Annotated in this window: 23 protein-coding genes, 1 pseudogene and 1 riboswitch; of the genes and pseudogenes, 22 read left to right on the forward strand and 2 right to left on the reverse strand. The window is 51.7% G+C overall.

The window, feature by feature from the left end:
• Window positions 1–52: 52 nt before the first annotated feature.
• The 8 genes from HMPREF9473_RS25880 to HMPREF9473_RS02095 all read left to right on the forward strand — a co-directional run bounded on the left by HMPREF9473_RS25880 (window position 53) and on the right by HMPREF9473_RS02095 (window position 5,681).
• A complete protein-coding gene (locus HMPREF9473_RS25880; RefSeq protein ID WP_006778389.1) occupies window positions 53–649 on the forward strand; it encodes a hypothetical protein in 597 nt (198 codons plus the stop codon).
• Window positions 646–1,218: a hypothetical protein gene (locus HMPREF9473_RS25885; protein ID WP_006778390.1), complete on the forward strand. Its 573-nt coding sequence runs from the start codon at window positions 646–648 to the stop codon at window positions 1,216–1,218. Before HMPREF9473_RS25880 ends, HMPREF9473_RS25885 begins: the two co-directional genes overlap by 4 nt.
• A gap of 10 nt (window positions 1,219–1,228) precedes the next feature.
• Complete coding sequence (locus HMPREF9473_RS25890; protein WP_006778391.1) at window positions 1,229–1,768, forward strand: hypothetical protein; 540 nt, start codon at window positions 1,229–1,231, stop codon at window positions 1,766–1,768.
• 37 nt (window positions 1,769–1,805) lie between these two features.
• Window positions 1,806–2,516, forward strand: a complete 711-nt coding sequence (locus HMPREF9473_RS02075) for a hypothetical protein (protein WP_006778392.1) — start codon at window positions 1,806–1,808, stop codon at window positions 2,514–2,516.
• A gap of 39 nt (window positions 2,517–2,555) precedes the next feature.
• Window positions 2,556–3,275 (forward strand): hypothetical protein, encoded by a 720-nt coding sequence (locus tag HMPREF9473_RS02080; RefSeq protein WP_006778393.1) that lies wholly within the window; start codon window positions 2,556–2,558, stop codon window positions 3,273–3,275.
• Between the two features lie 40 nt (window positions 3,276–3,315).
• Entirely contained in the window at window positions 3,316–3,507 is a 192-nt protein-coding gene (locus tag HMPREF9473_RS02085) for a helix-turn-helix domain-containing protein (RefSeq protein ID WP_006778394.1), read from the forward strand.
• A gap of 228 nt (window positions 3,508–3,735) precedes the next feature.
• The gene (locus HMPREF9473_RS25895) at window positions 3,736–4,242 is read left to right on the forward strand and encodes an L-2-amino-thiazoline-4-carboxylic acid hydrolase (RefSeq protein WP_006778395.1); all 507 of its coding nucleotides are present in this window, start codon (window positions 3,736–3,738) and stop codon (window positions 4,240–4,242) included.
• 44 nt (window positions 4,243–4,286) lie between these two features.
• Window positions 4,287–5,681, forward strand: a complete 1,395-nt coding sequence (locus HMPREF9473_RS02095) for an MFS transporter (RefSeq protein ID WP_006778396.1) — start codon at window positions 4,287–4,289, stop codon at window positions 5,679–5,681.
• A gap of 73 nt (window positions 5,682–5,754) precedes the next feature.
• On the opposite strand, the gene HMPREF9473_RS02100 is transcribed toward HMPREF9473_RS02095, so the two are convergent.
• The gene (locus HMPREF9473_RS02100; protein ID WP_006778397.1) at window positions 5,755–7,188 is read right to left on the reverse strand and encodes a GntR family transcriptional regulator; all 1,434 of its coding nucleotides are present in this window, start codon (window positions 7,186–7,188) and stop codon (window positions 5,755–5,757) included.
• 170 nt (window positions 7,189–7,358) lie between these two features.
• Window positions 7,359–7,478: riboswitch (SAM riboswitch) on the forward strand.
• Window positions 7,479–7,590: 112 nt separating this feature from the next.
• Between HMPREF9473_RS02100 and metK the strand changes: the two genes are divergently transcribed.
• The 10 genes from metK (at window position 7,591) to HMPREF9473_RS02150 (ending at window position 16,972) form a co-directional block, all read left to right on the forward strand.
• Window positions 7,591–8,778 (forward strand): methionine adenosyltransferase, encoded by a 1,188-nt coding sequence (gene metK / locus HMPREF9473_RS02105; protein ID WP_006778398.1) that lies wholly within the window; start codon window positions 7,591–7,593, stop codon window positions 8,776–8,778.
• A 124-nt stretch (window positions 8,779–8,902) separates the two neighbouring features.
• Window positions 8,903–9,604 carry an MBL fold metallo-hydrolase gene (locus tag HMPREF9473_RS02110; protein WP_006778399.1) on the forward strand — a complete coding sequence of 234 codons (702 nt, stop codon included), beginning with the start codon at window positions 8,903–8,905 and terminating at the stop codon, window positions 9,602–9,604.
• Between the two features lie 18 nt (window positions 9,605–9,622).
• Window positions 9,623–10,396: a threonine/serine ThrE exporter family protein gene (locus tag HMPREF9473_RS02115; protein WP_034857818.1), complete on the forward strand. Its 774-nt coding sequence runs from the start codon at window positions 9,623–9,625 to the stop codon at window positions 10,394–10,396.
• Window positions 10,393–10,845 (forward strand): threonine/serine exporter family protein, encoded by a 453-nt coding sequence (locus HMPREF9473_RS02120; RefSeq protein ID WP_006778401.1) that lies wholly within the window; start codon window positions 10,393–10,395, stop codon window positions 10,843–10,845. The genes HMPREF9473_RS02115 and HMPREF9473_RS02120 overlap by 4 nt, the downstream gene beginning before the upstream one ends.
• A complete protein-coding gene (locus HMPREF9473_RS02125; protein ID WP_006778402.1) occupies window positions 10,842–12,125 on the forward strand; it encodes a dihydroorotase in 1,284 nt (427 codons plus the stop codon). Before HMPREF9473_RS02120 ends, HMPREF9473_RS02125 begins: the two co-directional genes overlap by 4 nt.
• A gap of 74 nt (window positions 12,126–12,199) precedes the next feature.
• Window positions 12,200–12,619, forward strand: coding sequence for an HIT family protein (locus HMPREF9473_RS02130; RefSeq protein ID WP_006778403.1), 420 nt, complete (start codon window positions 12,200–12,202; stop codon window positions 12,617–12,619).
• A 135-nt stretch (window positions 12,620–12,754) separates the two neighbouring features.
• Window positions 12,755–13,600 carry an amino acid ABC transporter substrate-binding protein gene (locus HMPREF9473_RS02135; RefSeq protein ID WP_006778404.1) on the forward strand — a complete coding sequence of 282 codons (846 nt, stop codon included), beginning with the start codon at window positions 12,755–12,757 and terminating at the stop codon, window positions 13,598–13,600.
• A gap of 126 nt (window positions 13,601–13,726) precedes the next feature.
• The gene (locus HMPREF9473_RS02140) at window positions 13,727–14,380 is read left to right on the forward strand and encodes an amino acid ABC transporter permease (RefSeq protein ID WP_006778405.1); all 654 of its coding nucleotides are present in this window, start codon (window positions 13,727–13,729) and stop codon (window positions 14,378–14,380) included.
• An 11-nt stretch (window positions 14,381–14,391) separates the two neighbouring features.
• A complete protein-coding gene (locus tag HMPREF9473_RS02145) occupies window positions 14,392–15,156 on the forward strand; it encodes an amino acid ABC transporter ATP-binding protein (protein WP_006778406.1) in 765 nt (254 codons plus the stop codon).
• A gap of 178 nt (window positions 15,157–15,334) precedes the next feature.
• A complete protein-coding gene (locus HMPREF9473_RS02150) occupies window positions 15,335–16,972 on the forward strand; it encodes an ABC-F family ATP-binding cassette domain-containing protein (protein ID WP_006778407.1) in 1,638 nt (545 codons plus the stop codon).
• A gap of 56 nt (window positions 16,973–17,028) precedes the next feature.
• On the opposite strand, the gene lepB is transcribed toward HMPREF9473_RS02150, so the two are convergent.
• Window positions 17,029–17,586 carry a signal peptidase I gene (lepB, locus tag HMPREF9473_RS02155; protein ID WP_006778408.1) on the reverse strand — a complete coding sequence of 186 codons (558 nt, stop codon included), beginning with the start codon at window positions 17,584–17,586 and terminating at the stop codon, window positions 17,029–17,031.
• Window positions 17,587–17,788: 202 nt separating this feature from the next.
• On the opposite strand from lepB, the gene HMPREF9473_RS02160 reads away from it, so the two are divergent.
• The 4 genes and pseudogenes from HMPREF9473_RS02160 to HMPREF9473_RS02175 all read left to right on the forward strand — a co-directional run bounded on the left by HMPREF9473_RS02160 (window position 17,789) and on the right by HMPREF9473_RS02175 (window position 24,289).
• Window positions 17,789–19,075, forward strand: coding sequence for a DUF3810 domain-containing protein (locus HMPREF9473_RS02160; protein ID WP_006778409.1), 1,287 nt, complete (start codon window positions 17,789–17,791; stop codon window positions 19,073–19,075).
• Window positions 19,076–19,167: 92 nt separating this feature from the next.
• On the forward strand, window positions 19,168–21,666 hold the full coding sequence (gene glgB, locus HMPREF9473_RS02165) for a 1,4-alpha-glucan branching protein GlgB (RefSeq protein ID WP_006778410.1): 2,499 nt from the start codon (window positions 19,168–19,170) through the stop codon (window positions 21,664–21,666).
• A 19-nt stretch (window positions 21,667–21,685) separates the two neighbouring features.
• A complete protein-coding gene (locus HMPREF9473_RS02170; RefSeq protein WP_006778411.1) occupies window positions 21,686–22,654 on the forward strand; it encodes a mechanosensitive ion channel family protein in 969 nt (322 codons plus the stop codon).
• A gap of 239 nt (window positions 22,655–22,893) precedes the next feature.
• A pseudogene (locus tag HMPREF9473_RS02175) lies at window positions 22,894–24,289 on the forward strand (ABC transporter substrate-binding protein).
• Window positions 24,290–24,311 lie beyond the last annotated feature (22 nt).

The following is a 24,311-nucleotide window of genomic DNA, read 5'->3' on the forward strand; positions in this document are numbered from 1 at the left end:
AGTAAGAGACATGAGTCAAAAAACATGAGTCAGGAAAGATGAGACAGGAAACATGAGTCAGAAGCGGAAACATAACTCCGTCACCGGGCAGACGGGACAGAGCCACGGAAAAAAATGGATGAGATTTCTGACCCGCGGCGCGAGGAGATACCTGATAATTTGGATATGGATGGGAATTCTTATCCTGGCTGCCCTGACAATCGTCCACTATGCAAGGGCGGGCCGTCTGTCGCCCCCGCTCCAGGCCCAGGTGGATATTCTGCCGGACAGGAGAGCCAAAGCGGGGACGCTCAGTGAGACGGAGGGGAGAAGGCTGGAGGAGGGAGAGTTCTGGGTGGTGTTAAACCAGATTCCAACAGTGGAAGAGGGAGACAGAATGTGCAATATCGAGTATGAGAACCCGGAATCCAACCATTACAGCGCCAGGGTGAGTCTGTATCTGAAATCCATGGGAGAGCTGCTGGGTGGTACCAGCCGTGTGGACCCGGGAAATTATGTGGAAAACATAGAATTAAAGAAAAAACTGGCAGTGGGGGAATATCCGGTGACAGCGAGAGTGGAACTGTTTGAGAAAAAGGAGCCTGCCGGTGGTCTGTCTCTGGATATCACCCTTCATGTGGCAGAATCGGCGGGAGGTGGGGAAGAATGAGGACGGAAGAACAGACAGGACATCACGGAAGGAATGTCAGGAGAAACCGGGCAAACAGGTCCGTGGTATTTCTGTCAGGGCTGTTCTGCCTTGCTGTGGTGTGCGCCGCCGTGTACGCGGTATCTTACGTGTCGGGCCATAGGGAGCAGGCGGCCACAGCGCAGAGTTTTGGCCTGGTGGCGGAGGCCAATGTGAAGACGGGAACGATAAATGACCCGGCGGGAAGGCAGGCGGAACTGGATGAGATTGTGCGGGAGGGACTGATTACATTTTCCATCAACGCCACTCCCAATCTGAAGACAGGAGACAGCGAGGCCAATCTTCTGATTGAGAATCCGCCGGATAACGGAACCCGCTTTACCGTCAGCATTTTCCGGGATGACACCGGGGAGGAAATCTACAAATCCGGCTATCTGGACCCGGAGCAGTACATTGATAACACGCCGCTTGACGTGACGCTGCCGAAGGGGGAATATCCCTGCACGGCCTATTTCGACTCGTACCGGATAAAGGACAGCAGCTATCTGGGAAGGGCGGCGGCGAAGATTACCGTGTATGTACTAAATTGACGGAGGGCATATGAAGGAACAGAAAAAAGGATACGGAAAACTTTTGTGGGTGTTGATTGCGGCCATACTACTGCTTGCCCTTCTGCTGGGAGCCGTGATGCTCTTGCTGGTGAGAGACAGAGCCCCGGACAGGAAAGAGGGACTCGCCTATGAGGCCAACGTGGTGGCCGGGGACATTCCCGGGAAGTCGAAGGAGGAACGCCAGAGGGAGCTGGATTCCATTGTGGAGGAAGGGATGCTGGCCATGTCCATCAACGCAACACCCAGCGGGAAAGGAACTGGGAAGGACCGCTCAGTGAACTGGCTTATCGAGAATCCGGGGAATCAGGGGAAACTGATCCGGGTGGAGGTTTACCGGGATGACACCGGAGAAAAAATCTATGAGACCGGGGCCATCAAACCGGGCAGCTATGTGGAAAGCGCCCCACCGGATGTGAATCTGCCCGTAGGGGAGTACGACTGCACCGCCCGCTTTTATACCTACCGCCTGGAGACGGAGGAGTATATCGGACAGGCGGCGGCCAAGATTAAGCTGGTGATATATGAATGACAGGGATGAGAGAGAGGAAGAGAAGGGGGGAAGAGCCTTGAAGAACAGGAATACCGCATGGTGTCTGGCGCTGTGCCTGCTTTTGACATGCGGGATGGAGCCGGCGTATGGAGCTGTGGCGGGAGGCGGTGGTATCGCGCCGGCAGACAGCGGTGTGATTGCCGGAAATGTGGAGTTGAACCCGGCGGATGGCAGTGTCTCAGTCCCTGTGGAAATGGATGCCACCATCACCGCTTCCCTGATTTCGGTCAGTCTGCCGGCGGATGGATTTGATTTCACGGTGGACCCGGAGCAGGTATTTGATATCAGCACTCCGGCCGCCCAGATAACCAGCCCGGATGTGACGGTGGTAAATCATTCGGTTGTGCCGGTTAAACTGGAAATCTCCAGTGTACCGGAGGTGAGGGAGGAGGACATTCAGTTTTCGGAGAAATTTTCGGATGATGTGGAGCAGTCCTTCCGTCTGGTGGACACTCTATCGGGTGTGGGTCCGCCGGGAACCGCCATTCTGGTACTGGGGACCCAGGACAAAATTTACAACAGCAGGGAGGAATTTGAGCGCTATGCCATCCGCCCGGGCAGAACGGGAATCTTTGTAGCGGAGATTCCGGCAGATGGGGAGGCGGTCATCAAACTTTACGGAAAGGTGTCTCCCGACTTTTACGGTGAATTTGAGTTCACCGTGAGACCAACTTTAAAAATCAGCACAGTCAGGGCCAATGAGCCTGCTGATTTATATAGACAGTAAAACAAGGAACAAAAAAAGGATATCTAGGAGGAAACGAAGATGAAGAGGACAAAGAAAATGGCAGCCCTGATGCTGTCGATGGCAATGTCAACCGTGTGGGTGGGAGCCGCCTATGGGGTGGAGGCAAAGGACCCCGTGAAGGTGGAGAGCGCGGACGGGAATACCACAATGACGCTGACAGGAACCATCAAGGTAACCACGTTGAGTGTGACCATACCGACAACGGTGACATTTGACATCGATATGACGGCGGTGCCGGAAAGCGGAGATATCTCGAAGGTAAATCCCCAGGTAAGCCAGCCGGGGCCGGACACCTACAAGATTACAAACAATTCCGCATCCAGTGTTTGGGTGTATGTGAATTCCGTATCCACCGAGGCGGATGCGGGAGGTAGCGCGCCAACGCTGGTCAACGAGTATAAGACGCTGCTCACAGACAGCTACAGCCTGATGTTCACCATCAAGGATGCTAAGGATGATACAACCCCTCTTGCTGTGACGGGGACAGAGGCTTCCGGAATGAAAATTGGTACCGAGGGAGCCGGCGGCGACTGGATGCTGTCGGGAAGTAAAAATTATTTTATGAACAGTGAGCGCGGAAAGCTGATAGCAAAAGACCAGGCCTCAGGTGTCAATGCAGGTAAGAACGAGATGGGCCTTCGAATTTACGCCTACACCAGAAAAGGCTGGCAGGCAGGAAACAGCTTCAAGGTGAAACCGGTCTTCACCGTGTCCGTAACGGAACCGGCAACCACGTAACACTAAGAGTAGAACAAACGTCAGGAAGGAGAACATATCTATGGCAACAAGAATTCCATGCACCCCCTTTGGAAAGAAAATGAAGATAGCGATGGTAGAACAGGATATTCCCCAGCAGGAACTGGCAAAACGTCTCGGTATCGCCAACTCCACGGTGAGCGATATCATTTATGGCAGGAACCAGTGCGAGAAGACGAAAGAGCGCATTGCCCAAACTTTGGGAATTAATTGACGGCCAATCCGGTCCCTCGATAGAAATATCGGGGGACTTTTGCTATTTACACTTAGACATGAAATCAAAATAAGTTCAAAATGTTTATCCTATTATATTTAGGTTGCAAATATACATTGCAGGTGTTAATATAAAGCTATAAATAACGTGTTTTAACAAAAAATGGACATCATTGCTATTCTAAAGAGGTCACAAATTAATATTTCTAAAGAGAAAGGTGGAAAAATCATGTCAAAGATTGAGAACAACTGGCCAACCCAAAGCAGAGAAGGGATGCTGTATTCCCGCGCTCTGGTCAATGCTGCAAAGAAAGGCGCTTTAAATGCAGTGGGATTTGAAGAACGGGGGATACCTTATGAGGATGTTTACCGTGAAAGCTCCAGGAAACTGGCAGTTGAAAATGCAAAAAATTTCCGGGAGCGTATGGAAAATCCGGAGGATTTAAGAGAATGGGGAAAACAGATGACTCCACCTCTGGGGCGTGAGACCTTTGGCATGGAGGTGCTGGAATCGACGGAAGATTGTTTTTCTATGGATATGCATTTTTGCCCGCATTTGAAAGGCTGGGAGGAGCTTGGGCTTTCTGATGAGATGTGTGCAAAGCTTTGTGATTTGGCCATGGCGGGAGATTTTGCAATGGCGGAGGAGATGGGTTATGAACTGGAGAATCCGACCCGTCTGGCCAATGGCGACTGTGCCTGCCGCGTGATTTACCGCCGGAAACAGAGTGAGTAACGGACCGGGATATCCACATTCATAAGACAAAGGAGATACTTGCGATGAAGGAAAACGTAGAAAAATCTGCCAGTGCCTTACCCCGCCGGCTGCGGATGTTTTATGGGGTCGGTGAGTTTGGGCAGCAGCTAAGCGTTCTTACGCTGAATATGTACCTGTTGTATTTTTACACCAATGTCATGGGCATTTCCGGAAAGGCTGCGGGACTGCTTTTGCTGGTGGCCCGTGTGTGGGATGCTATCAATGACCCGCTGATGGGGATGATTATTGACAACACTCACAGCAAACACGGTAAGTGCCGGCCCTATCTGTTATATTGCGCCGTGCCGGCCGGATTGTTTTTGTTCCTTACCTTTGCAGCTCCCGATATGAGCAATACGGCAAAACTGGTTTGGGCATACGTGACCTATATCGGTCAGGGAATGCTTTACACAGCTACGGGTATCTCTTATACTTCCTTGATTTCCCGGATAACGGACGATCCTATTGAGCGTGTAGGTTTAAACCAGAGCCGTGCTTTTATATCCATGTTTGCGGCTATTTTTATTTCTTCTATGACGTTACCGATTATCCAGATGATTGGCCGGCACAGCAGTGAGCGCACCGGTTTTGCTATCACCATCGGTGTATACGGTGTCTTGCAGGCGCTGTGTTATGTCTGTGTATTCTGGCTTACCCGCGGTTATGATAGACAGGAACCGCGGGTTCAGCGGGCGGAAGGCCAGTCTGCCGGAGCTGAAATGTTCAAATCTCTGGGTTATATTGTTAAAAACTCTCTGTGGCGCTGGCTGGCGCTCGGAACCATGCTGTATTATACATCCGCAGCCATCACCCAGGGTATTTTGGTGTATTATGTAAAATATTATCTTGAGCGGCCTGATTTGGTGGGCGTGGCGAGTCTGTGCAGTATGGTGTCCAGCTTCTTTGCGATTATATTGTTAAAGGTATTTGCAAAAAAACTGGGCAAAGCGAAAAGCTGTGCCATGGGTGTGGCAGTGGCAGTTGTCTGCCTGTTAATCCGCCTTACAACCAGGGACAGCATTATCCCGCTTTACCTGGCATGTCTGGTCACATCCGGATTTGGTCTGGGACTGTTTTCCTCTCTGCTGGTGCCGTCTTTAATGGACAGTATCGACTACGGAGAGTGGCAGTATGGGAAGCGTAATGATGCCCTGGTTATGTCGGCCAACAGTTTTGGCAACAAGCTGGGCGGCGGAATTGGTGGCGCGTTACTGGGCTTTTTGCTGGATGCCATGGGCTACGAGGCAACTGCTGTCACACAGACGGCTGTTGTGCGCGGTGGATTATTTAATCTGGCCATATTTGTGCCGCTTACGGTATTTTCCATTGTATTTTGTATTATGCTGGTATTTAACCGCTATGAAAAGAAGATGCCTGCCATTCGTGCGGAATTGGCTGAGCGCCGTAAAGCAGTTTAGATTGTCGCAGAAAATGATTGGAAACAGCGTGTGCCACAAAAGTATTATTACTCTTGTGGCACACGTTTTTTCGTTAACGAATGTTAAAAGAATCTTTTTTTGCCTCTAACTGTCTGTGCAGTTCCAGTCCCAGTTCCTGGCACAGCAGCCCGAACTGGGAGGAAAATGTTTCGCTGTCACCGGTTTCTAAGAGCGCCAGACAGGAAATGACGCGTCTGTGAGTATGCTCCGTAGGCTGAAAGTCGTTGACGGACAATCCGCTGGCATACAGACCGAAGATATAGCGGGTCTCCAGCTGTTCAAATACATTTTCCAGAGCATGGATGGAAAGTGTGGAGACAAACTGTCTCAGCATCCACAGCACCAGGCCCCCGCGGGTGCGGTACTGGTCTGCTCCCGTGCGCAGCATTTCGATATCCGTCTTGGACAGCAGAGGGGCGGCGGCATTTGACAGCGCCTGACCGAGCCCGGCTAGAATATCCAGGCTTTCGCAGCATTCCCGAATGCAAGGCCGTATCTCCGGGGCAGGGGCGCAGGTTCCGGTGAAAAACGTGCCAACTCCATTGACGGTCTGGGCGATGCCTAACTCGTTGAGCAGTGCCAGCGCCCCACGCACCGTGATGGTTGCCACGCCGTACTGCTCCATCAGGACTGATTCCGGGGGGAAATAGCTGCCGGGCTGCATGCCGTCAAGATGGACTGTGCGCAGCAAATCAAAGGCAATCTTTTTGTATAATGGTGTGGGTACCTGATGTACATACCAGTTAAACTCCACCTGCTGTACTTGCTGCATTTCCTCCGAACTCATCAGTGGCTGAAAAGAGCGGTTCAGCCCGTACATGGCTTGCTGGCAGAAGAGTGATACAAGCGTGTGCAGACTCTCTAAATCGCCTCTGCGCAGCAGTTCTGTCCAGTAACGCAAATACTGCATTGTCATACGCGCTTCGCAGGGAACCAGTTTTTCGGAAGGCATCACAATAAAACGCAAATCGTCAAAGCCACGTATCTGTATAAATAAATCGGAAGCCAGTTCATTTTCCGCCTGCCGTATCACCTGCATCTGCCAGGTATAGATGAGAATCAGTAAGTCGTTGCGGGTAGAAAAATGAGTTTCGGGCTGGGCGCACAACTCGTCCAGTGTATCTAACAGATGCGGGGTACAGTGGCGCGCGCCCAGCATCAGCAGGCTGGGGAGCAGACAGGGCAGCGCGCGGTAGCAGTCCAGGTGGGATTGACAGCGGGATAAAAATACCCGCCGCTGCAGTTCACGGCACTGCGGGTTCTGTATGTCAAATATGACTCTGGGGCGTTTGCGCTCCTCCAGCTGGATAAAGTTTTCCTGCTGCAACAGGTGCATGGCCCGCCGGATACTAGTGTATCCGATATCGTATTCCTCATGGATTTTCTGCATCGATGACAGCAGGTAGCCATTCGGATAAAGCCCTGTCAGAATCCGGTTGACAATTTTATTGTATATCAGTTTGTATAGAGGGACACTTTTTTCCATTTTGGGATTGATTCCTTTCGTATCATAGGGCTATTATACTACAAATTCTACGTAAAGTCAGTTTTTATGAAGGATGAAAGGAACGGCAGGTGAAAAATGGCTTGACAGTATAAGGCGGGATGCGTTAGAATATTACTCGCTACACTAACAATTGAAAAGTGCGTAATTATCCCTTATTCAGAGTGATGGAGATACAAAGGATCTGTGAAGTCACGGCAACCCCGGACCTTGACGTTTGGCGTCAGGAGGATGGAAGGTGCCAACCTGAGCGAGAAATCGAGCAATAAGAGGATTTGATTTACAAGTATATCAAGTCCGCAGTTTGCTACGGGCTTTTCTTTTTTGCCTGAAACGGCCAATAGGGGCCGTCTGGCGGAATTTATTTCGAAGGAGGATTTGAAAATGGAGAAGTTATTGTTTACTTCTGAATCAGTGACGGAGGGACATCCGGACAAGATGTGCGACCAGATATCCGACGCGATTCTGGACGCACTGCTGGAGCAGGACCCCATGAGCCGTGTGGCCTGTGAGACGGCCGTGACTACCGGACTGGTGATGGTGATGGGCGAAATTACGACCCATGCTTATGTAGATATGCAGAAGATTGTCCGGGAGACCGTGAGAGAAATCGGGTATGACAGGGCGAAATACGGGTTTGACTGCGATACCTGCGGTGTTATTACCGCGATTGACGAGCAGTCGGCAGATATTGCGCTGGGCGTTGATAAGGCTCTGGAGGCGAAGGAGCATACGATGTCCGAGGCGGAGATTGACGCTATCGGCGCCGGCGACCAGGGCATGATGTTTGGGTTTGCCAGCAACGAGACGGAGGAGTACATGCCCTATCCCATCGCCCTGGCCCACAAGCTGGCCCGCCAGCTGACCAAGGTGCGCAAGGACGGAACCTTAAGCTACCTGCGCCCGGATGGAAAGACCCAGGTGACGGTGGAGTACAGTGAGGATGGCAGGCCCATTCGTTTGGATGCGGTGGTGCTGTCCACCCAGCACGACGAGAGCGTGACCCAGGAGCAGATTCATGAAGACATCCGCAAGTATGTATTTGACGCGGTGCTGCCGGCTAAGATGGTGGATGAGGAGACCAAGTTCTTTATCAACCCCACCGGACGGTTTGTCATCGGCGGCCCCCACGGGGACAGCGGTCTGACCGGACGCAAGATTATCGTTGACACCTACGGCGGTTACGCCCGCCACGGCGGAGGCGCCTTCTCCGGCAAGGACTGCACCAAAGTGGACCGCTCGGCCGCTTACGCCGCCAGATACGTCGCCAAGAATATCGTAGCGGCAGGTCTTGCCGACAAATGCGAGATTCAGCTGTCCTACGCCATCGGAGTGGCCCACCCCACATCCATCATGGCCGACACTTTCGGCACCGGCAGGGTGACCAACGAAAAGCTGGTGGAAATCATCCGCGAAAACTTCGACCTAAGACCGGCCGGAATCATCAAAATGCTGGATTTGAGAAGACCGATTTATAAGCAGACCGCGGCTTATGGCCATTTTGGAAGAAATGATTTGGAACTTCCGTGGGAGAAACTTGACAAAACGGAGACATTAAAGAAATATTTATAAAAATGTGTGGCAGGCCGTATCAACGGCCTGTCCTGTTTTTTATGGAAAAGTCATTGACAAACGGGAATATCTATAACAGAATAAAAACAGTTAATGAGAGTGATGGGAGCAAGGAGGGGTTTTTATGAAGGTGACTTACATTGAGCACAGTTCGTTTCTGGTGGAGTTGGAGAGCTGTTATCTGCTGTTTGATTATTTTCAGGGGGAGATTCCTGGGATGGATGCGGGGAAAGAGGTGTATGTGTTTGTGAGCCACCGGCATGGGGACCATTTTTCGCCGGCGATATTTGGGCTGGCGGACAGGTATCCGAAGGTGCAGTATGTGATATCGGATGATATCTGGCAGAAGCGGGTGCCGGAGGAGCTGTACGGTAGGATTGTGTTTATGGGGCCGGGGGAAGAGAAGAAGGTTGGGCAGGTTTTGGTGAAGACGTACCGCTCTACGGATGAGGGAGTGGCTTTTCTCGTCGAGGTGGATGGCGCCGGCATTTACCATGCAGGGGATTTGAATCACTGGTACTGGAAGGGCGAGGCGGAGAGCTGGAACAGGCAGATGGGCGAGAAGTACCATAAGGAGCTGGACAAGATAAAAGGGGAGTCCGTGGACGTGGCATTTCTGCCGGTGGATTCCAGGCTTGAGGAGTATTATTGTCTGGGCGCGGATGAGTTTATGAGGACAGTCGGCGCGGGTGTGGTATTTCCCATGCATTTTTGGGGAGATTACGGAGTAGGGAAACGGTGGAAGGCGGAGGAATGCGCGGCCGGATACCGGGACAAAATTATAGAGATTACGGCACAGGGAGAGGTATTTTCTCCGGAGCTTTAGAAGGACGGAACTGGAATTATGGGGTATCAGAGAGAAGTGATGGAGGTCGCTATGCAGGCCGGTCACATCCTGCTGGAAAATGGCGCGGAAATCTTCCGGGTGGAGGAGACGATAGGGCGAATCTGCCGCCATTTCGGCGTGGAGACGGTCAATGTGTTTATTATGAGCAACGGGATTATCGTGACGGCCGGGGATGAGAAGGAGCAGTATTTTGCCAAGGTGGAGCACATCCCCGTGCGGGGCTCCAGTCTCAACCGGGTGGCGGCGGTGAACCAGTTGTCCAGGGAGATTGAGGAGAACCGGTACAGTATCGGGGAGGTGAAAGACTGCCTGGACAGTATCCAGCAAATGCCGGGGAAGAGCAAGCGGATGATGACGCTGGCGGCGGGAATCGGCAGTGCGGCGTTCTGCTATATCTATGGCGGGAGTCTGCGGGACAGCTTTTCCTCGTTTTTGGCGGGGCTTGTGCTTTATGTGTTTGTGCTGGAAATCAGTAAGCCCTATATGTCCAAGATTGTGGCCAATATCTGCGGCGGGGCGCTGGTGACTCTGGTGAGTATTGTGCTGTATCATGTGGGCGTGGGGGAGAATCTGAACCATATGATTATCGGCTCGATTATCCCGCTGGTGCCGGGGGTGGCTTTTACCAACGCCATCCGGGATATTGCGGATGAGGACTATATCTCCGGCTCGGTACGGATGCTGGATGCCATGCTGGTGTTCTTCTGCATCGCTATGGGCGTTGGATTCGTATTTACGATTTACAGTCGGTTGGGAGGTATCATGTTATGATGAGACAGGTATTGGCGGCTGTGATAGGTACGGTGGGATTTTCAGTGCTTTATGGGGTGCCAAGGCAGTATTATCCCTATTGCGGGATTACCGGCGGGGCCGGATGGCTGGTGTATTCGCTGCTGATTCCCTGGTGCTCGGCGCCGGAGGCCACGCTGTTTGCTTCGGTGGTGGTGATTCTGCTGTCCCGGCTTTTTGCGGTGCGGGAGCGGTGCCCGGTGACCATCTTTCTGATATCGGGGATATTTCCACTGGTGCCGGGTGCTGGGGTCTATTGGACGGCCTACTACATCGTGACCAACGATGTGATGCGGGCGGCCCAGACGGGATTTACGGCGCTGAAGGTGGCAGTGGCGATTGTGCTGGGAATCGTATTCGTGTTCCAGCTGCCCCAGTGGGTGTTCCGGCTGGGATTTTTAAAGAAGAGAGAGGATGACGGTGAGAAATGATACTGATAAAAGGTGGAAGAGTGATTGACCCTGAGCGGGGGATAGATGAGGTCCGGGATGTGGTGCTGGACGGCGGGATGATAAAGTGTGTTGGAAATACGGGAAGCCCTGACTTGGCTGGCCGGGGTGAAGAGTACGAGCGCGTCATCGACGCCACCGGTCTTGTGGTGGCGCCAGGGCTGGTGGATGTTCATGTCCATTTCCGGGACCCGGGACTGACTTATAAAGAAGACATCGGGACAGGCGCTAAGGCGGCGGCGGCCGGTGGATTCACCACAGTGGTCTGCATGGCCAACACGAAGCCTCCGGTGGACAATGTGGAGACGCTGAGCTATGTCATTGAAGAAGGAAAAAAGACGGATATCCATGTGCTGGCGGATGCCACTATCTCCGTGGGGATGAAGGGCCAGGAACTGACAGACATGGCGGCCTTGAAGGCGGCTGGCGCCGTAGGATTCACCGACGACGGCATTCCCATGATGAACGGCCAGCTGGTGCTGGAAGCTATGGAGGAGGCGGCCAGACTCGACGTTCCCTTGAGTTTCCACGAGGAGGACCCGGCATTTATCAGAAATAACGGTATCAACCACGGGGCGGTGTCGGAGAAAATGGGTATCTACGGTTCCCCTTCCGTGGCGGAGGACGCACTGGTGGCCCGTGACTGCATGATTGCCCTGCACACAAAGGCCAGCGTAAACATCCAGCATATGAGCTCCCGCCATGCGGTGGAGGCGGTGAGACATGCCAAGGCCATGGGAGCTTCCGTGGTGGCGGAGGTAACGCCCCATCACTTTACGCTGACGGAGGAGGCCGTGCTGGAGCATGGAACCCTGGCGAAGATGAATCCACCGCTGCGCACGGAGGAGGACCGCCAGGCGCTGATTCAGGGATTGAAGGACGGAACCATAGATATTATCGCCACGGACCATGCTCCCCACAGCCAGGAGGAGAAGGCAAAACCTCTGGCGGAGGCGCCAAGCGGCATCATTGGGCTGGAGACGGCGCTGGCTCTCGGCATCACGGAACTGGTGGCCAAAGGTTATCTGACCATGCTGGAACTGATGGAGAAGATGAGTCTGAACCCGGCTAAACTGTACCGTCTCCCCTGCGGAAGACTGCAGGAGGGAGCGGCAGCCGATTTGGTGATTTTTGATGAGAAGGAACTGTGGACGGTGGAAAACGGATATTCCAAATCCACCAACTCTCCATTCACCGGCCGACAGCTTCAGGGAAAGGTAAAATATACAATCTGCGGTGGCAAAATAGTGTACGAAGGCTGAAAATCGTGTTATACTTGTTGATAGATATTGATGAAACTCAGATACCATAAAAACGAGGAAAAGGAGACCTACTCATGAAGGATAATAATTGTGCATACTGTATGCAGGGCGAGTTAGTTGCCAAGTTCGGTTACCCGGTTTGTGCCATGGACACAGGTTACTTATACATTTTCAAGGAGCAGAGCAAACCTGGGCGTGTGATTCTGGCGTACAAGGACCATGTCAGCGAGATGATTGACATCAGCGATGAGGAGCGGAACGCGTTCTTTGCCGACGTAGCCAAAGTGGCGAGAGCCATCCACAAAATTTATAAACCGGACAAGGTAAATTACGGCGCCTACGGCGATACCGGCTGCCACCTTCACATGCATATAGTTCCAAAATACAATGGCGGCGACGAGTGGGGCGGCACCTTCCAGATGAATCCGGACAAGGTGTATCTGACCGACGACGAGTACGAGGCCATGGCGGAGCAGATTCGCGCTGCCCTGTAAGGTTTAGGGGAATAATAGAAATTCGAAAATGGGCGGAGGAAATCCCGCCCATTTTGCTTTACAAAAACACTTTCGTATGCTAATATGGTAACGTGTTTAGCTTTTGAGCCATAAACAAAATGGAGGAGAATTATTATGAAGAAGAGAGTATTTACTGTGATATTAGCGGGATGCATGGTTTTATCCATGGCGGCATGTTCCAAGAAGGCAGCCACCGAGACCACGGCGGAGACGACAACTGCGGCTCCTGAGACCACAACGGCGGCCCCGGAGACCACGGAGGCGGCTAAGACTACGTTTACCGTAGGCTTTGACCAGGATTTCCCACCGATGGGATTCGTGGGAGATGACGGCGAGTACACCGGTTTTGATTTGGAGTTGGCAGCGGAAGTGGCAAAACGTCTTGGCCTTGAATTCGTGCCACAGCCAATCGCCTGGGATTCCAAGGACATGGAATTGAACTCCGGCAACATTGACTGTATCTGGAACGGTTTCACCATCACCGGACGTGAGGACGACTATACATGGACCACACCATATATGGAAAATGACCAGGTATTTGTAGTGGCAGGTGATTCCGGTATCGAGTCATGGGATGATTTGGCTGGGAAGACCATTGAGGTCCAGGCAGATTCCTCCGCGGAGAAGGCATTGCAGGATTATCCGGAACTGACAGCCAGCTTTGGCGCGCTTCAGACAACACCGGATTACAATACGGCATTTATGGATTTGGAGATGGGAAGTATCGACGCTATCGCTATGGACGTGACTGTGGCCGGATACCAGATTGGGCAGAGAGATGCCGATTTCGTGATTCTGGAAGAACCGCTGGCGGCTGAGGAGTATGGCGTTGGTTTCAAGCTGGACAACGAGGAATTGAGAGATGACGTTCAGGGCGCTCTGGAAGAGATGCAGGCTGACGGAACCTTGAAGGCTATTTCCGAAAAATGGTTTGGCAAGGATGTCACAACTATCGGTTAAGAGCCATCGGTTAAGCGCCGGAAATTGTGAAAAACAGGATTAAGAAAAAATAGGATTTAAGAAAAAAGGATTAAAAAAACAGGATCTAAAAAGGAAAAGAACAGGATACGGCGGGGGAGAAGCAGGATGAGTTTTGAGATGATGTTAAGGCAATTGGCAGGCGGTATGTGGGTGAGCACCCAGATATTTGTGGTGACGCTGGTATTTTCCCTGCCATTGGGACTTGTGGTGGCGTTTGGAAGAATGTCGAAGAATCCGGTGATTTGCGCTATCACGAAATTTTACATATCCATCATGCGTGGAACTCCCCTGATGCTTCAGTTGATGGTGGTCTACTTTGGACCCTATTATCTGTTCGGAATCAAGATAAAGAGCAATAACTTCCGGCTGTGGGCGGCATTTATCGGCTTTGTCATCAACTATGCCGCCTACTTCGCGGAAATTTACCGGAGCGGCATTCAGTCCATGCCGGTGGGACAGTATGAGGCGGCCAAGCTGCTGGGATACAGCAGGAGCCAGACCTTCTTTAAGATCATTCTGCCCCAGGTCATCAAGCGGATTCTGCCGTCGATTACCAACGAGGTGATTACACTGGTGAAGGACACGTCTCTGGCGTTTACCATCAGTGTGATGGAAATGTTCAGCATTGCCAAGGCCCTGGCGTCTTCTCAGACGAGCATGATTCCATTTGTGGCGGCAGGTCTGTTCTATTATATCTTCAACCTGCTGGTTGCGGTGATTATGGAACGGGTTGAGAAGAAACTATCGTATTACCAGTAGGGGGCAGGGCTATGAATTATTTGACAATCAATCATTTGAAGAAATCCTTTGATGAGCTTGGCGTCATCAAAGATATCTCTCTGGCGGTGGAGGAGGGGGAGGTGGTGTCCATCATCGGACCTTCCGGCTCCGGCAAATCCACCCTGCTTCGATGCGCCACCATGCTGGAGCAGATGGACAGCGGGGAAATCATCTATCTGGGCGAGAAAGCCGCCTGGACCGGTGAGGATGGCAATGCGGTCTACGCGAAGAAGGAGAAAATGCGGGAGATTCAGAGCTGTTACGGTCTGGTATTCCAGAACTTTAACCTCTTCCCCCACTACTCCGTGATGAAAAATATCACCGACGCGCCCATCCGTGTCCAGAAGAGAAAGAAAGAGGACGTTTACCGGGAGGCGAAGGAGCTGCTGCGGAAGATGGGACTGGAGGACAAGGAACATGCTTATCCTTACCAGCTGTCCGGCGGCCAGTGCCAGCGTGTGGCGATCGCCCGGGCGTTGGCGTTGAATCCAAAGATACTATTTTTTGACGAGCCCACCTCGGCCCTTGACCCGGAACTTACGGGGGAAGTGCTGAAGGTCATCCGCTCCCTGGCCGACATGCACATCACCATGGTGATTGTCACCCACGAGATGGCGTTTGCCAGAGATATTTCCGACCGGGTGATCTTCATGGCCGACGGCGTGATAGTGGAGGAAGGCCGTCCTGAGGAGGTATTTGCCTCCACCAACGAGCGCACGAAGAGTTTCCTTGGCAGATACGGGGATATGCTGTAAACATTTTACAAAAACCCTTGCAAATTCAAGAATTTCATGTAAAATAAGAGTGATATATAACATAGAGGGGGCCGCATGACCCCTCTTTTGATGCGCAGGGACAAAGAGCCCTCACAGTCAGGACTCTGATTGGTGAACATGGAAGCGCAGGAGAGCGTGAGCGGAAAGGTTAGAAGATATGATTAGTGCAAATAATGTAACGCTGAGAATCGGGAAAAAAGCATTATTCGAGGACGTTAATATTAAGTTTACAGAAGGAAACTGCTACGGCCTGATAGGCGCCAACGGAGCGGGAAAGTCCACATTTTTGAAGATTCTGTCCGGGAAACTGGAGACTACCAACGGGGACATCGTGATTACACCGGGGCAGAGACTTTCCTTCCTGCAGCAGGACCATTTTAAATACGATGAATTCCAGGTGCTGGACACCGTCATCATGGGAAATGCCAGACTGTATGAGATTATGAAGGAGAAGGACGCCATCTACATGAAGGAGGACTTCACCGACGAGGACGGCATCAAGGCAGCGGAGCTGGAGGGCGAGTTTGCTTCCATGAACGGATGGGAAGCGGAGTCTGACGCCGCCAACCTGTTAAATGGTCTTGGCATCGAGACCGAGCTGCATTACACATTGTTAAAAGAGCTGACCGGCGCCCAGAAGGTGAAAGTTCTGCTGGCCCAGGCGCTGTTTGGCAACCCGGATATCCTGCTTCTGGATGAGCCGACCAACCATTTGGATTTGGACGCCATCGCGTGGCTGGAAGAGTTCTTGATTAACTTTGAGAATACGGTGATTGTGGTATCCCATGACCGTTATTTTCTTAACAAAGTATGCACCCACATTGCGGACATCGACTACGGCAAGATTCAGCTGTACGCCGGAAACTACGATTTCTGGTATGAGTCCAGCCAGTTGATGGTGAAACAGATGAAAGAGGCCAACCGGAAGAAAGAGGAGAAGATTAAGGAACTGCAGGAATTTATCCAGCGATTCTCCGCCAACGCTTCCAAGTCCAAGCAGGCCACTTCCAGAAAACGTGCCCTGGAGAAGATTGAGCTGGATGACATTAAACCGTCCAGCCGGAAATATCCCTATATCGATTTCCGCCCGTTCCGTGAGATTGGAAATGAGGTTCTCACAGTTGAGAACCTGTCCAAGACCATCGACGGCGTGAAGGTGCTGGATAACCTGACGTTCACCTTAAACCGGGAAGACAAGGTGGCCCTGGTTGGCCCCAACGAGCAGGCGAAGACCATCCTGTTCAAGATTCTGGCCGGGGAGATGGAGCCGGATGAGGGAAATTACAAATGGGGCCTTACCACGACCCAGTCCTATTTCCCGAAGGACAACAGCGCCGAGTTTGACAATGATGACACCATCGTGGACTGGCTGACCCAGTACTCTCCGGAGAAGGATGTCACCTATGTGCGTGGATTCCTGGGCAGAATGCTGTTTGCCGGGGAAGACGGCGTGAAGAAGGTGAAGGTTCTGTCCGGTGGAGAGAAGGTGCGCTGCATGTTATCCAAGCTGATGATATCCGGCGCCAACGTGCTGATGCTGGATGAGCCGACTGACCATCTGGACATGGAAGCCATCACCGCCCTCAACAACGGACTTGTGAAGTTCCCGGGCGTGCTGATATTCTCCTCCAGAGACCATCAGATTGTACAGACCACGGCCAACCGAATCATGGAGATTGTAAACGGAACTCTGATTGACAAGATTACCACCTATGACGAGTATCTGGAAAGTGATGAGATGGCCCGTAAGAGACAGGTATTTACCGTGTCTGATGCGGAAGCGGAAGAAGATTAATCAAATGAGAAAGGCCCCGGCTGTTTTGTTAGCCGGGGCCTTGTTAGTAGATTCTGTTATTTTACAATTCCAAAACTTGGCCAGTAGCGGAACATCACCTTGGCGATAATTTTCTCCCGCTTGACGAAGGTATTTCTCCATCGTCTGGAATCGGCGGAGGAATTGCGGTTGTCGCCCATCATGAAGTAGGAATCCTCCGGAACTTCGTAGTGGAGGTCCGGTTCCACGGCCATCGCCTCTTTTAAGTAGGGCTCGTCGAGAGGCGTCTCGGAGTTGTTTAAGTAGACATGGCCGTCCTTGATGTCGATGACATCGCCGGGCAGACCGATGATTCGTTTGACATAGAAAAGGCTCTCGTCATCAGGAAAATAAAAGATGACAATATCGCCCCGCTGTGGGTCTCCAAAATAGTAGGAGAGTCTGGAGCCGATCACTCTGTCCTTGGTCATGATGGTGTTCTCCATGGACGCGCTTGGGACACGGCTGTTGGCGATGATAAAGGTGTTGAGCACATAGGCGATAATAGCGGCTATAACAAGAATCTGAACCCAGCTGAGAAGTTCTTTCTTCCAGTTCAAAGGTTCTTTTTCCGTGTTTTGTTCTTTTTTCTGCATGGGGGTACCTTCTTTACTCAATTATAGAAAAGCAGCCAGGAATATGGCACGCTCTTTATAAAGTGTATATGAGTTTCTTTAATTGTGCAAGGGATTTTAGAAAAAGATAAGAAAAAAGTGAAACGAAATCGGCGGGGACGTGGTATACTTGTTGCAGACAGAAACGTTACATAAGATAGAATTTGTATGGGAGCATTTTACAATGGATAATGGGAAACGCGACAGCAGAAGCAAAAACAGCAGAAACAGGAACACCAGCACAGGCAGCATCGGCAGTGTCAAGCCTGTCAGCGTCAGCGGGGAAAGCCGGAAGGCCAGGCGGAAAGGGGCGGAGAAGAAGGGAAATAATACCGTCGGCGTAAATCTGAACCTGAGCTCCACCGGCAGCGCCAAGGCAAAAGTTCACAGCCGGAATAAGAGTCGGAACAAAATCAGAAAAATGATAGAGAAAAAGCGGTTTTTTACGAGAGAGGACAGGTGGTATCTGATTGCCACGGTCTATCTTCTGGTGGGAGCCGCGGTCCTGCAGGTGATTGCCCGGCAGATTGTGGGATTTGGGCAGTGGTATGCGACTCATTTATACCCGGTTATCGTGAATGTATGGGGAAGATTTTGCGGATTTTTCCCGTTTTCCGTCATAGAAATCGGCGGTTATCTGACGGTTCTCGGCCTGATTGTATATGGGATTTACCACCGGAAAGAGGCGGGGAGAATCATTTCCAGAATGGTGTTTATCCTGGGGGCGCTGGCATTTATCTACACCACTAACTGCGGAATCAACTACTACCGCCGGCCATTTTCCAGCTATCTGGATTTGGAGGTGCGGGAGTCTTCCGTGGAGGAACTGGCGTCGTTATGCCAGTATTTGACGGACAAGGTCAATGAGACGGTGGACAAGACTTCCATGGAGAAGGGCTGGCCGAGGGAGGCCAGGGAATGTATGGTGGAGCTGGGGGAGGAGTACCCGGAGCTTGGCGGATATTATCCGGTGCCGAAGCCGCTGGCAGTCTCCAGAATTCTGTCGGTTCAGCAATTATGTGGTGTTTATGCGCCCTTTACGGTGGAAGCCAACTTTAACCAGGAGATGACTACATACAATATTCCTCATACCATGTGCCATGAGTTATCCCATCTGAAGGGATTTATGAGGGAGGACGAGGCCAACTTCATCGGGTATCTGGCCTGCTTAAAATCAGACAGACGTTCCTTCCAGTACAGCGGATATCTGACCGGCTGGGTCTACGCCACCAACGCGCTGGCGAAGCAGGATATGGACAAATATGTGGAGCTGTACCGCCAGTTAAATGAGGACACGGTGCGGAATCTGAAGGAGAACACGGAGTTCTGGAATCAGTATGACGGCAAGGTGGCGGAGGTCTCCAACCAGATGAACGATACCTATTTGAAGTTTAATGACCAGCAGGACGGCGTTCAGAGCTACGGGCGGATGGTGGATTTGATGCTGGCCTACTACCGGGAGTCTCAGTAACAGGATTTGGGTGAGCCGGAGTTTTGATTGTAATTGATGTGGTTCAATGGTAGAATAAAAGAAATAACTTAAGGGAAGCAAGGGGGATATCTATGGACAAGGTGTTGTACGAGATGATGGATTGGGCGGCAATTGAGGAGCTTGTTTATTCCGAGTCAGGTAACCCGGATAAACTGTTAGGTCCGCATTTGACGGAAAATGGTCTTCTGATTCAGGTTTTTATACCAACGGCTGTCTATGTCACGGTGAAGCTGACTGCTTTGGGGAAGAAATATCCGATGGATATGGAGGATGAGGCGGGAGTATTTGCGGTGCTGATTCCGAGAAAGAGCCTGGCGGATTACACGCTCCTGGTGACTTACGACAATGGGATTACGGAAGAGCTGAAGGACCCTTATGCATTCCCGCCGCTGTTTAACGAGTCTGATTTAAAGAAGTTTGAAGCGGGAATTCATTATGACATCTACGAGAAGATGGGCGCCCATGTGGTGTCTGTCGGGGATGTGAAGGGTGTCTATTTTGCCGTGTGGGCGCCGTGCGCCATGAGAGTCAGCGTAGTTGGAGATTTCAACCTCTGGGACGGCAGAAGACATCAGATGCGGCGGATGGGTGATTCCGGTATTTTTGAGCTGTTTATACCGGGGCTGGCCCAGGGAGAGATCTACAAGTATGAAATCAAGGCCCAGAACGGGGACCCGATGTTGAAGGCGGACCCGTATGGGAATTATGCGGAGCTGCGGCCCCACACGGCTTCGGTTGTGTGGGATATCAACCAGTATCAGTGGCGTGATAAGGACTGGATGGATAAACGGGAGAGGATACAGTCGAAAGAAAGCCCTATGTCCATCTACGAGGTGCATCTTGGTTCCTGGATTCGGAAACCGGTGGAGGTGGACGAGAACGGGGAAGAGATAATCGGCAGTGAGTTCTACAATTACAGAGAGCTGGCGGAGAAGCTGGCTGTGTATGTGAAGGAGATGGGCTATACCCATGTGGAGCTGATGCCGGTGATGGAGCACCCGTTAGATGCCTCCTGGGGCTATCAGGTGACCGGATACTACGCGCCGACCAGCCGGTACGGCACGCCGGATGATTTTATGTATTTCATGGATTATATGCATGAGCAGGGAGTCGGCGTGATTCTGGACTGGGTTCCGGCTCATTTCCCCAAGGATTTGTCAGGACTTGCATGCTTTGACGGGACCTGTGTCTATGAGCACCAGGACCCAAGGCAGGGGATGCATCCTCACTGGGGGACATTGATTTACAATTATGGACGTCCCCAGGTGACCAACTTCCTGATTGCCAACGCGCTGTTCTGGGCCAGGAAGTATCACGCGGACGGCATCCGCATGGACGCGGTGGCTTCCATGCTGTATCTGGATTACGGCAAGAACGATGGCGAGTGGGTTGCCAATATCTACGGCGGAAATGAGAATCTGGAAGCAGTGGAATTCCTGAAGCATTTGAATTCCGTGTTTAAGAAGAGAGAGCCGGGAGCGGTTCTGATTGCGGAGGAGTCGACGGCATGGCCCCAGATTACCGGAAATGTGGACGACGGCGCCGTGGGATTTGATTATAAGTGGAACATGGGCTGGATGAATGATTTCCTGGGATATATGGAATATGACCCGTTCTTCCGGTGCCATCACTATGGGGAATTGACTTTCAGCATGCTGTATGCGTACAGCGAGGACTTTATTCTGGTGTTCTCCCACGATGAGGTGGTGCACGGCAAGGGCTCCATGGTGGGCAAGATGCCGGGCGAGAGACTGGAGGACAAGTTCGCCAATTTAAGGACGGCCTACGGCTTTATGATGATGCATCCCGGCAAGAAGTTATTGTTCATGGGCCAGGATATGGGCCAGATATCGGAGTGGAATGAAAATGAGAGTCTGCACTGGGAGGATTTGCAGTATGAGATTCACAGCCAGCTGAAGCTGTATGTGCAGGCGCTGAACCAGCTGTATACCAGCCATCCGGCTCTGTATGAGATGGATTACCATCCGGATGGGTTTGAGTGGATTAACTGTACCAGCGGGCAGGATAATATTTTGGTGTTCTTAAGAAAGACGAAAAAGCAGGAGGAGAATCTTCTGGTAGTCTGCAACTTTGCGCCGGTGGTTCACGAGCAGTTTAAGCTGGGCGTGCCATTCCATGGGAAGTATAAAGAGATATTTAACAGTGATGAGGAGCGGTTCGGAGGCTGGGGCGTGGGCAACCCGCGTGTGAAGACCTCGAAGAAGGATGAATGCGATGAGAGACCGGAGTCTATCACCATTCAGCTGGCGCCGCTTGGAATCCAGATATTCAGCTGCACGCCGGTGGCGGAGAAAGCGGAGCCGGTGAAGAAAGCGGCGGTAGTGAAGAAGCCGGCGGCTAAGAAGGCGGCGGTGAAGAAGGCAGCGGCCGTGAAAGCGAAAGCCGCTGCGAAAGAACAGCCGGAAGCGAAAGCAAAGGCAGTCGTAGAAGAGAAGCCGGAAGTGAAAGCGAAAGCGGCCGCAAAAGAAAAACCAGCCACAAAAGCGAAATCCACGCCAACAGGAAAGACAACTACGAAAGCGAAAACCGTAAAAGGGAAGACGAAATAACAGCGAGGAGATTTAAAATATGATTTTGTTAAATGCTGCTACGGGTTCGGAAACCACGGCGCTTACGGAGACACTGGCGATTGCGGAGGAGGTGCGGCAGGACATTGCCCAGCTGAAACCGAACGTGGTGCTTGAGACGATGAGGAGCTGGGTTCCCGGCCTGATGGCCTTTGGATACCGTCTGCTGGTCGCTGGTTTGATTCTGTTTATCGGCTTTCGCATCGGCAAGATGCTCCGGAGGATGCTGGGACGGACGTTCCAGCGGATGGAACTGGAAGCCACGCTGAGCAAATTCCTGACGTCGGCGGTCTACGTGATGGTCTGCGGCTTGACCGTCTTCGCTGCGGCGGATAAGATTGGCATCAGCTCCGCCTCCATCGTAGCGGTGCTGGGCTCCGCCGGTCTGGCTCTGGGCCTGGCTCTCCAGGGCAGCTTGTCCAATTTTGCGGGCGGAATCCTGATATTGGTTATGAAGCCCTTCAAGATTGGGGACTACATCCTGTGCGAGGGCATGGAGGGGACCGTATCCTCCATCGGCCTGGTTTACACCACCCTGGATACCCTGGACAACAAGCAGGTCATTATGCCAAACGGCACCCTGTCCAGTTCCGTCCTCACCAACGTGACGGCCCAGGAGCGCAGGCGTCTGCAAATCAAGGTGGGCATCAGCTACGAGTCCGACTTGAAAAAGGCGAGACAGCTGCTTCACCAGCTGTTCGAGACCCATCCCATGATGATGACGGAGGAGCCGGTGGTCTCGTTTGTGGATGAGCTGGCGGAGAGTTCGGTGATTATCGGCGCCAGAGGCTGGGTGGCCACGGGAGATTACTGGGCGGCAAAATGGGATTTGACGGAGAAAATCAAACTGACCTTTGACGAGGAGGGCATTGAGATTCCCTACAACCAGATGGACCTTCATATCCGGAGTGAACAGGGGGCTCAGATTCCCGCTTCGAATTCCGTAACAAAGACAGAAAAAAGAGAATAAACTCGAAATACAGGGGCAGCAATTGTGCAATGTGCACAATTGCTGCCCCTGCTTTCTGGTAAAAGCTAACGAAGTTATAGATAGGAATCACCTTTATCTTGAAATCTGTCAAGGAGTGTGCTATATTGAAACCAAGGAATTGGTAACGTTACCGATACCGTTACCAAGAACCGACAATTGTTTTTACACAGTAACCATAGTTTATGAGTTTATGTAAAAAGAAGGGAAGGATTCAAATTATGAAAATGAAACGAATTGCAGCATTGTCACTGACAGCAGCTATGCTGGCAGGCACCTTAACCGCATGTGGCTCCAAGACAGAGGAGACCACCGCAGCTCCGGCCGGAGATACCACCACGGCAGCAGCCGCAGAGACCACAACCGCAGCAGAGCCGAAAGCAGCTGGCGACGGTTCCGTATACTACTTAAACTTCAAACCGGAGCAGGCTGACCAGTGGGTAGCCTTAGGTGAGGCTTACACCGCAGAGACCGGCGTGCCGGTAACCGTAGTAACCGCAGCTTCCGGTACATATGAGCAGACCTTAAAGTCAGAGATGGCCAAGAGCGAGGCTCCAACCCTGTTCCAGGTAAACGGCCCGGTTGGTCTGGCATCCTGGAAGGATTACTGCTATGACTTAAAAGACAGTGCGGTATACAAAGATTTATCCAGCGATGATTTCGCATTGATTGATGAATCTGGCGCTGTAAAAGGTATCGCTTACGTTATCGAGACCTACGGTCTGATTTACAACAAGAAGCTTCTCAATGATTACATCGCTATGGATGGAGCGGTAATCTCCTCCATCGATGAGATTAACAACTTCGATACATTAAAAGCAGTTGCTGACGATATCCAGGCAAAGAAAGATGACCTGGGAATCGAGGGTGCATTTGCTTCCGCAGGATTTGATTCTTCCTCCGACTGGAGATTCAAGACCCATCTTGCAAACCTGCCTCTGTACTATGAGTACAAAGCAGACGGTATCTCCTCCACAGACGCTGTGAAGGGTACTTACCTGGACAACTACAAAGCAATCTTTGATTTATATATCACAGATGCTACCTGTGAGCCTACCTTACTTTCCGGTAAGACCGGTGAGGACGCTGCTTCCGAGTTCGCTTTAGGCGAGGCAGTATTCTACCAGAACGGTACCTGGGCTTACAATGATATCAAAGACAACGAAGTTGCTGACGAGGACCTTGGCATGATGCCAATCTACATCGGTGCAGAGGGCGAGGAGAAACAGGGCTTATGTACCGGTTCCGAGAACTACTGGTGTGTCAACAGCAAGGCTTCCGAGGCTGATATCCAGGCTACCTTAGATTTCTTACAGTGGGTAGTTGAGAGCGAGACCGGTAGAGCGTCTCTTGCAAAAGAGATGGGATTCGTTACACCATTCACCACCTTCACAGAGGAATATCTGCCGGCTAACCCATTGGTTGCTGCAGCAGACGCTGATGTAAAGAAGGGCAACACCGCAGTATCCTGGAACTTCACAACCATGCCTTCCGAGGAGTGGAAGAATGTATTAGGAAGCGCGCTGCTTGAATATGCTCAGGGCACTGGCATGGGATGCAGTGAAGACCGCATTCGTGGACAACTGGGCTGTTGAGTATCAGGCTGCCAATCAGTAATTAAGGGATTGTTAGATAGTAA

This window comes from Hungatella hathewayi WAL-18680 (genome assembly GCF_000235505.1).
GTDB lineage: Bacteria > Bacillota > Clostridia > Lachnospirales > Lachnospiraceae > Hungatella_A > Hungatella_A hathewayi_A.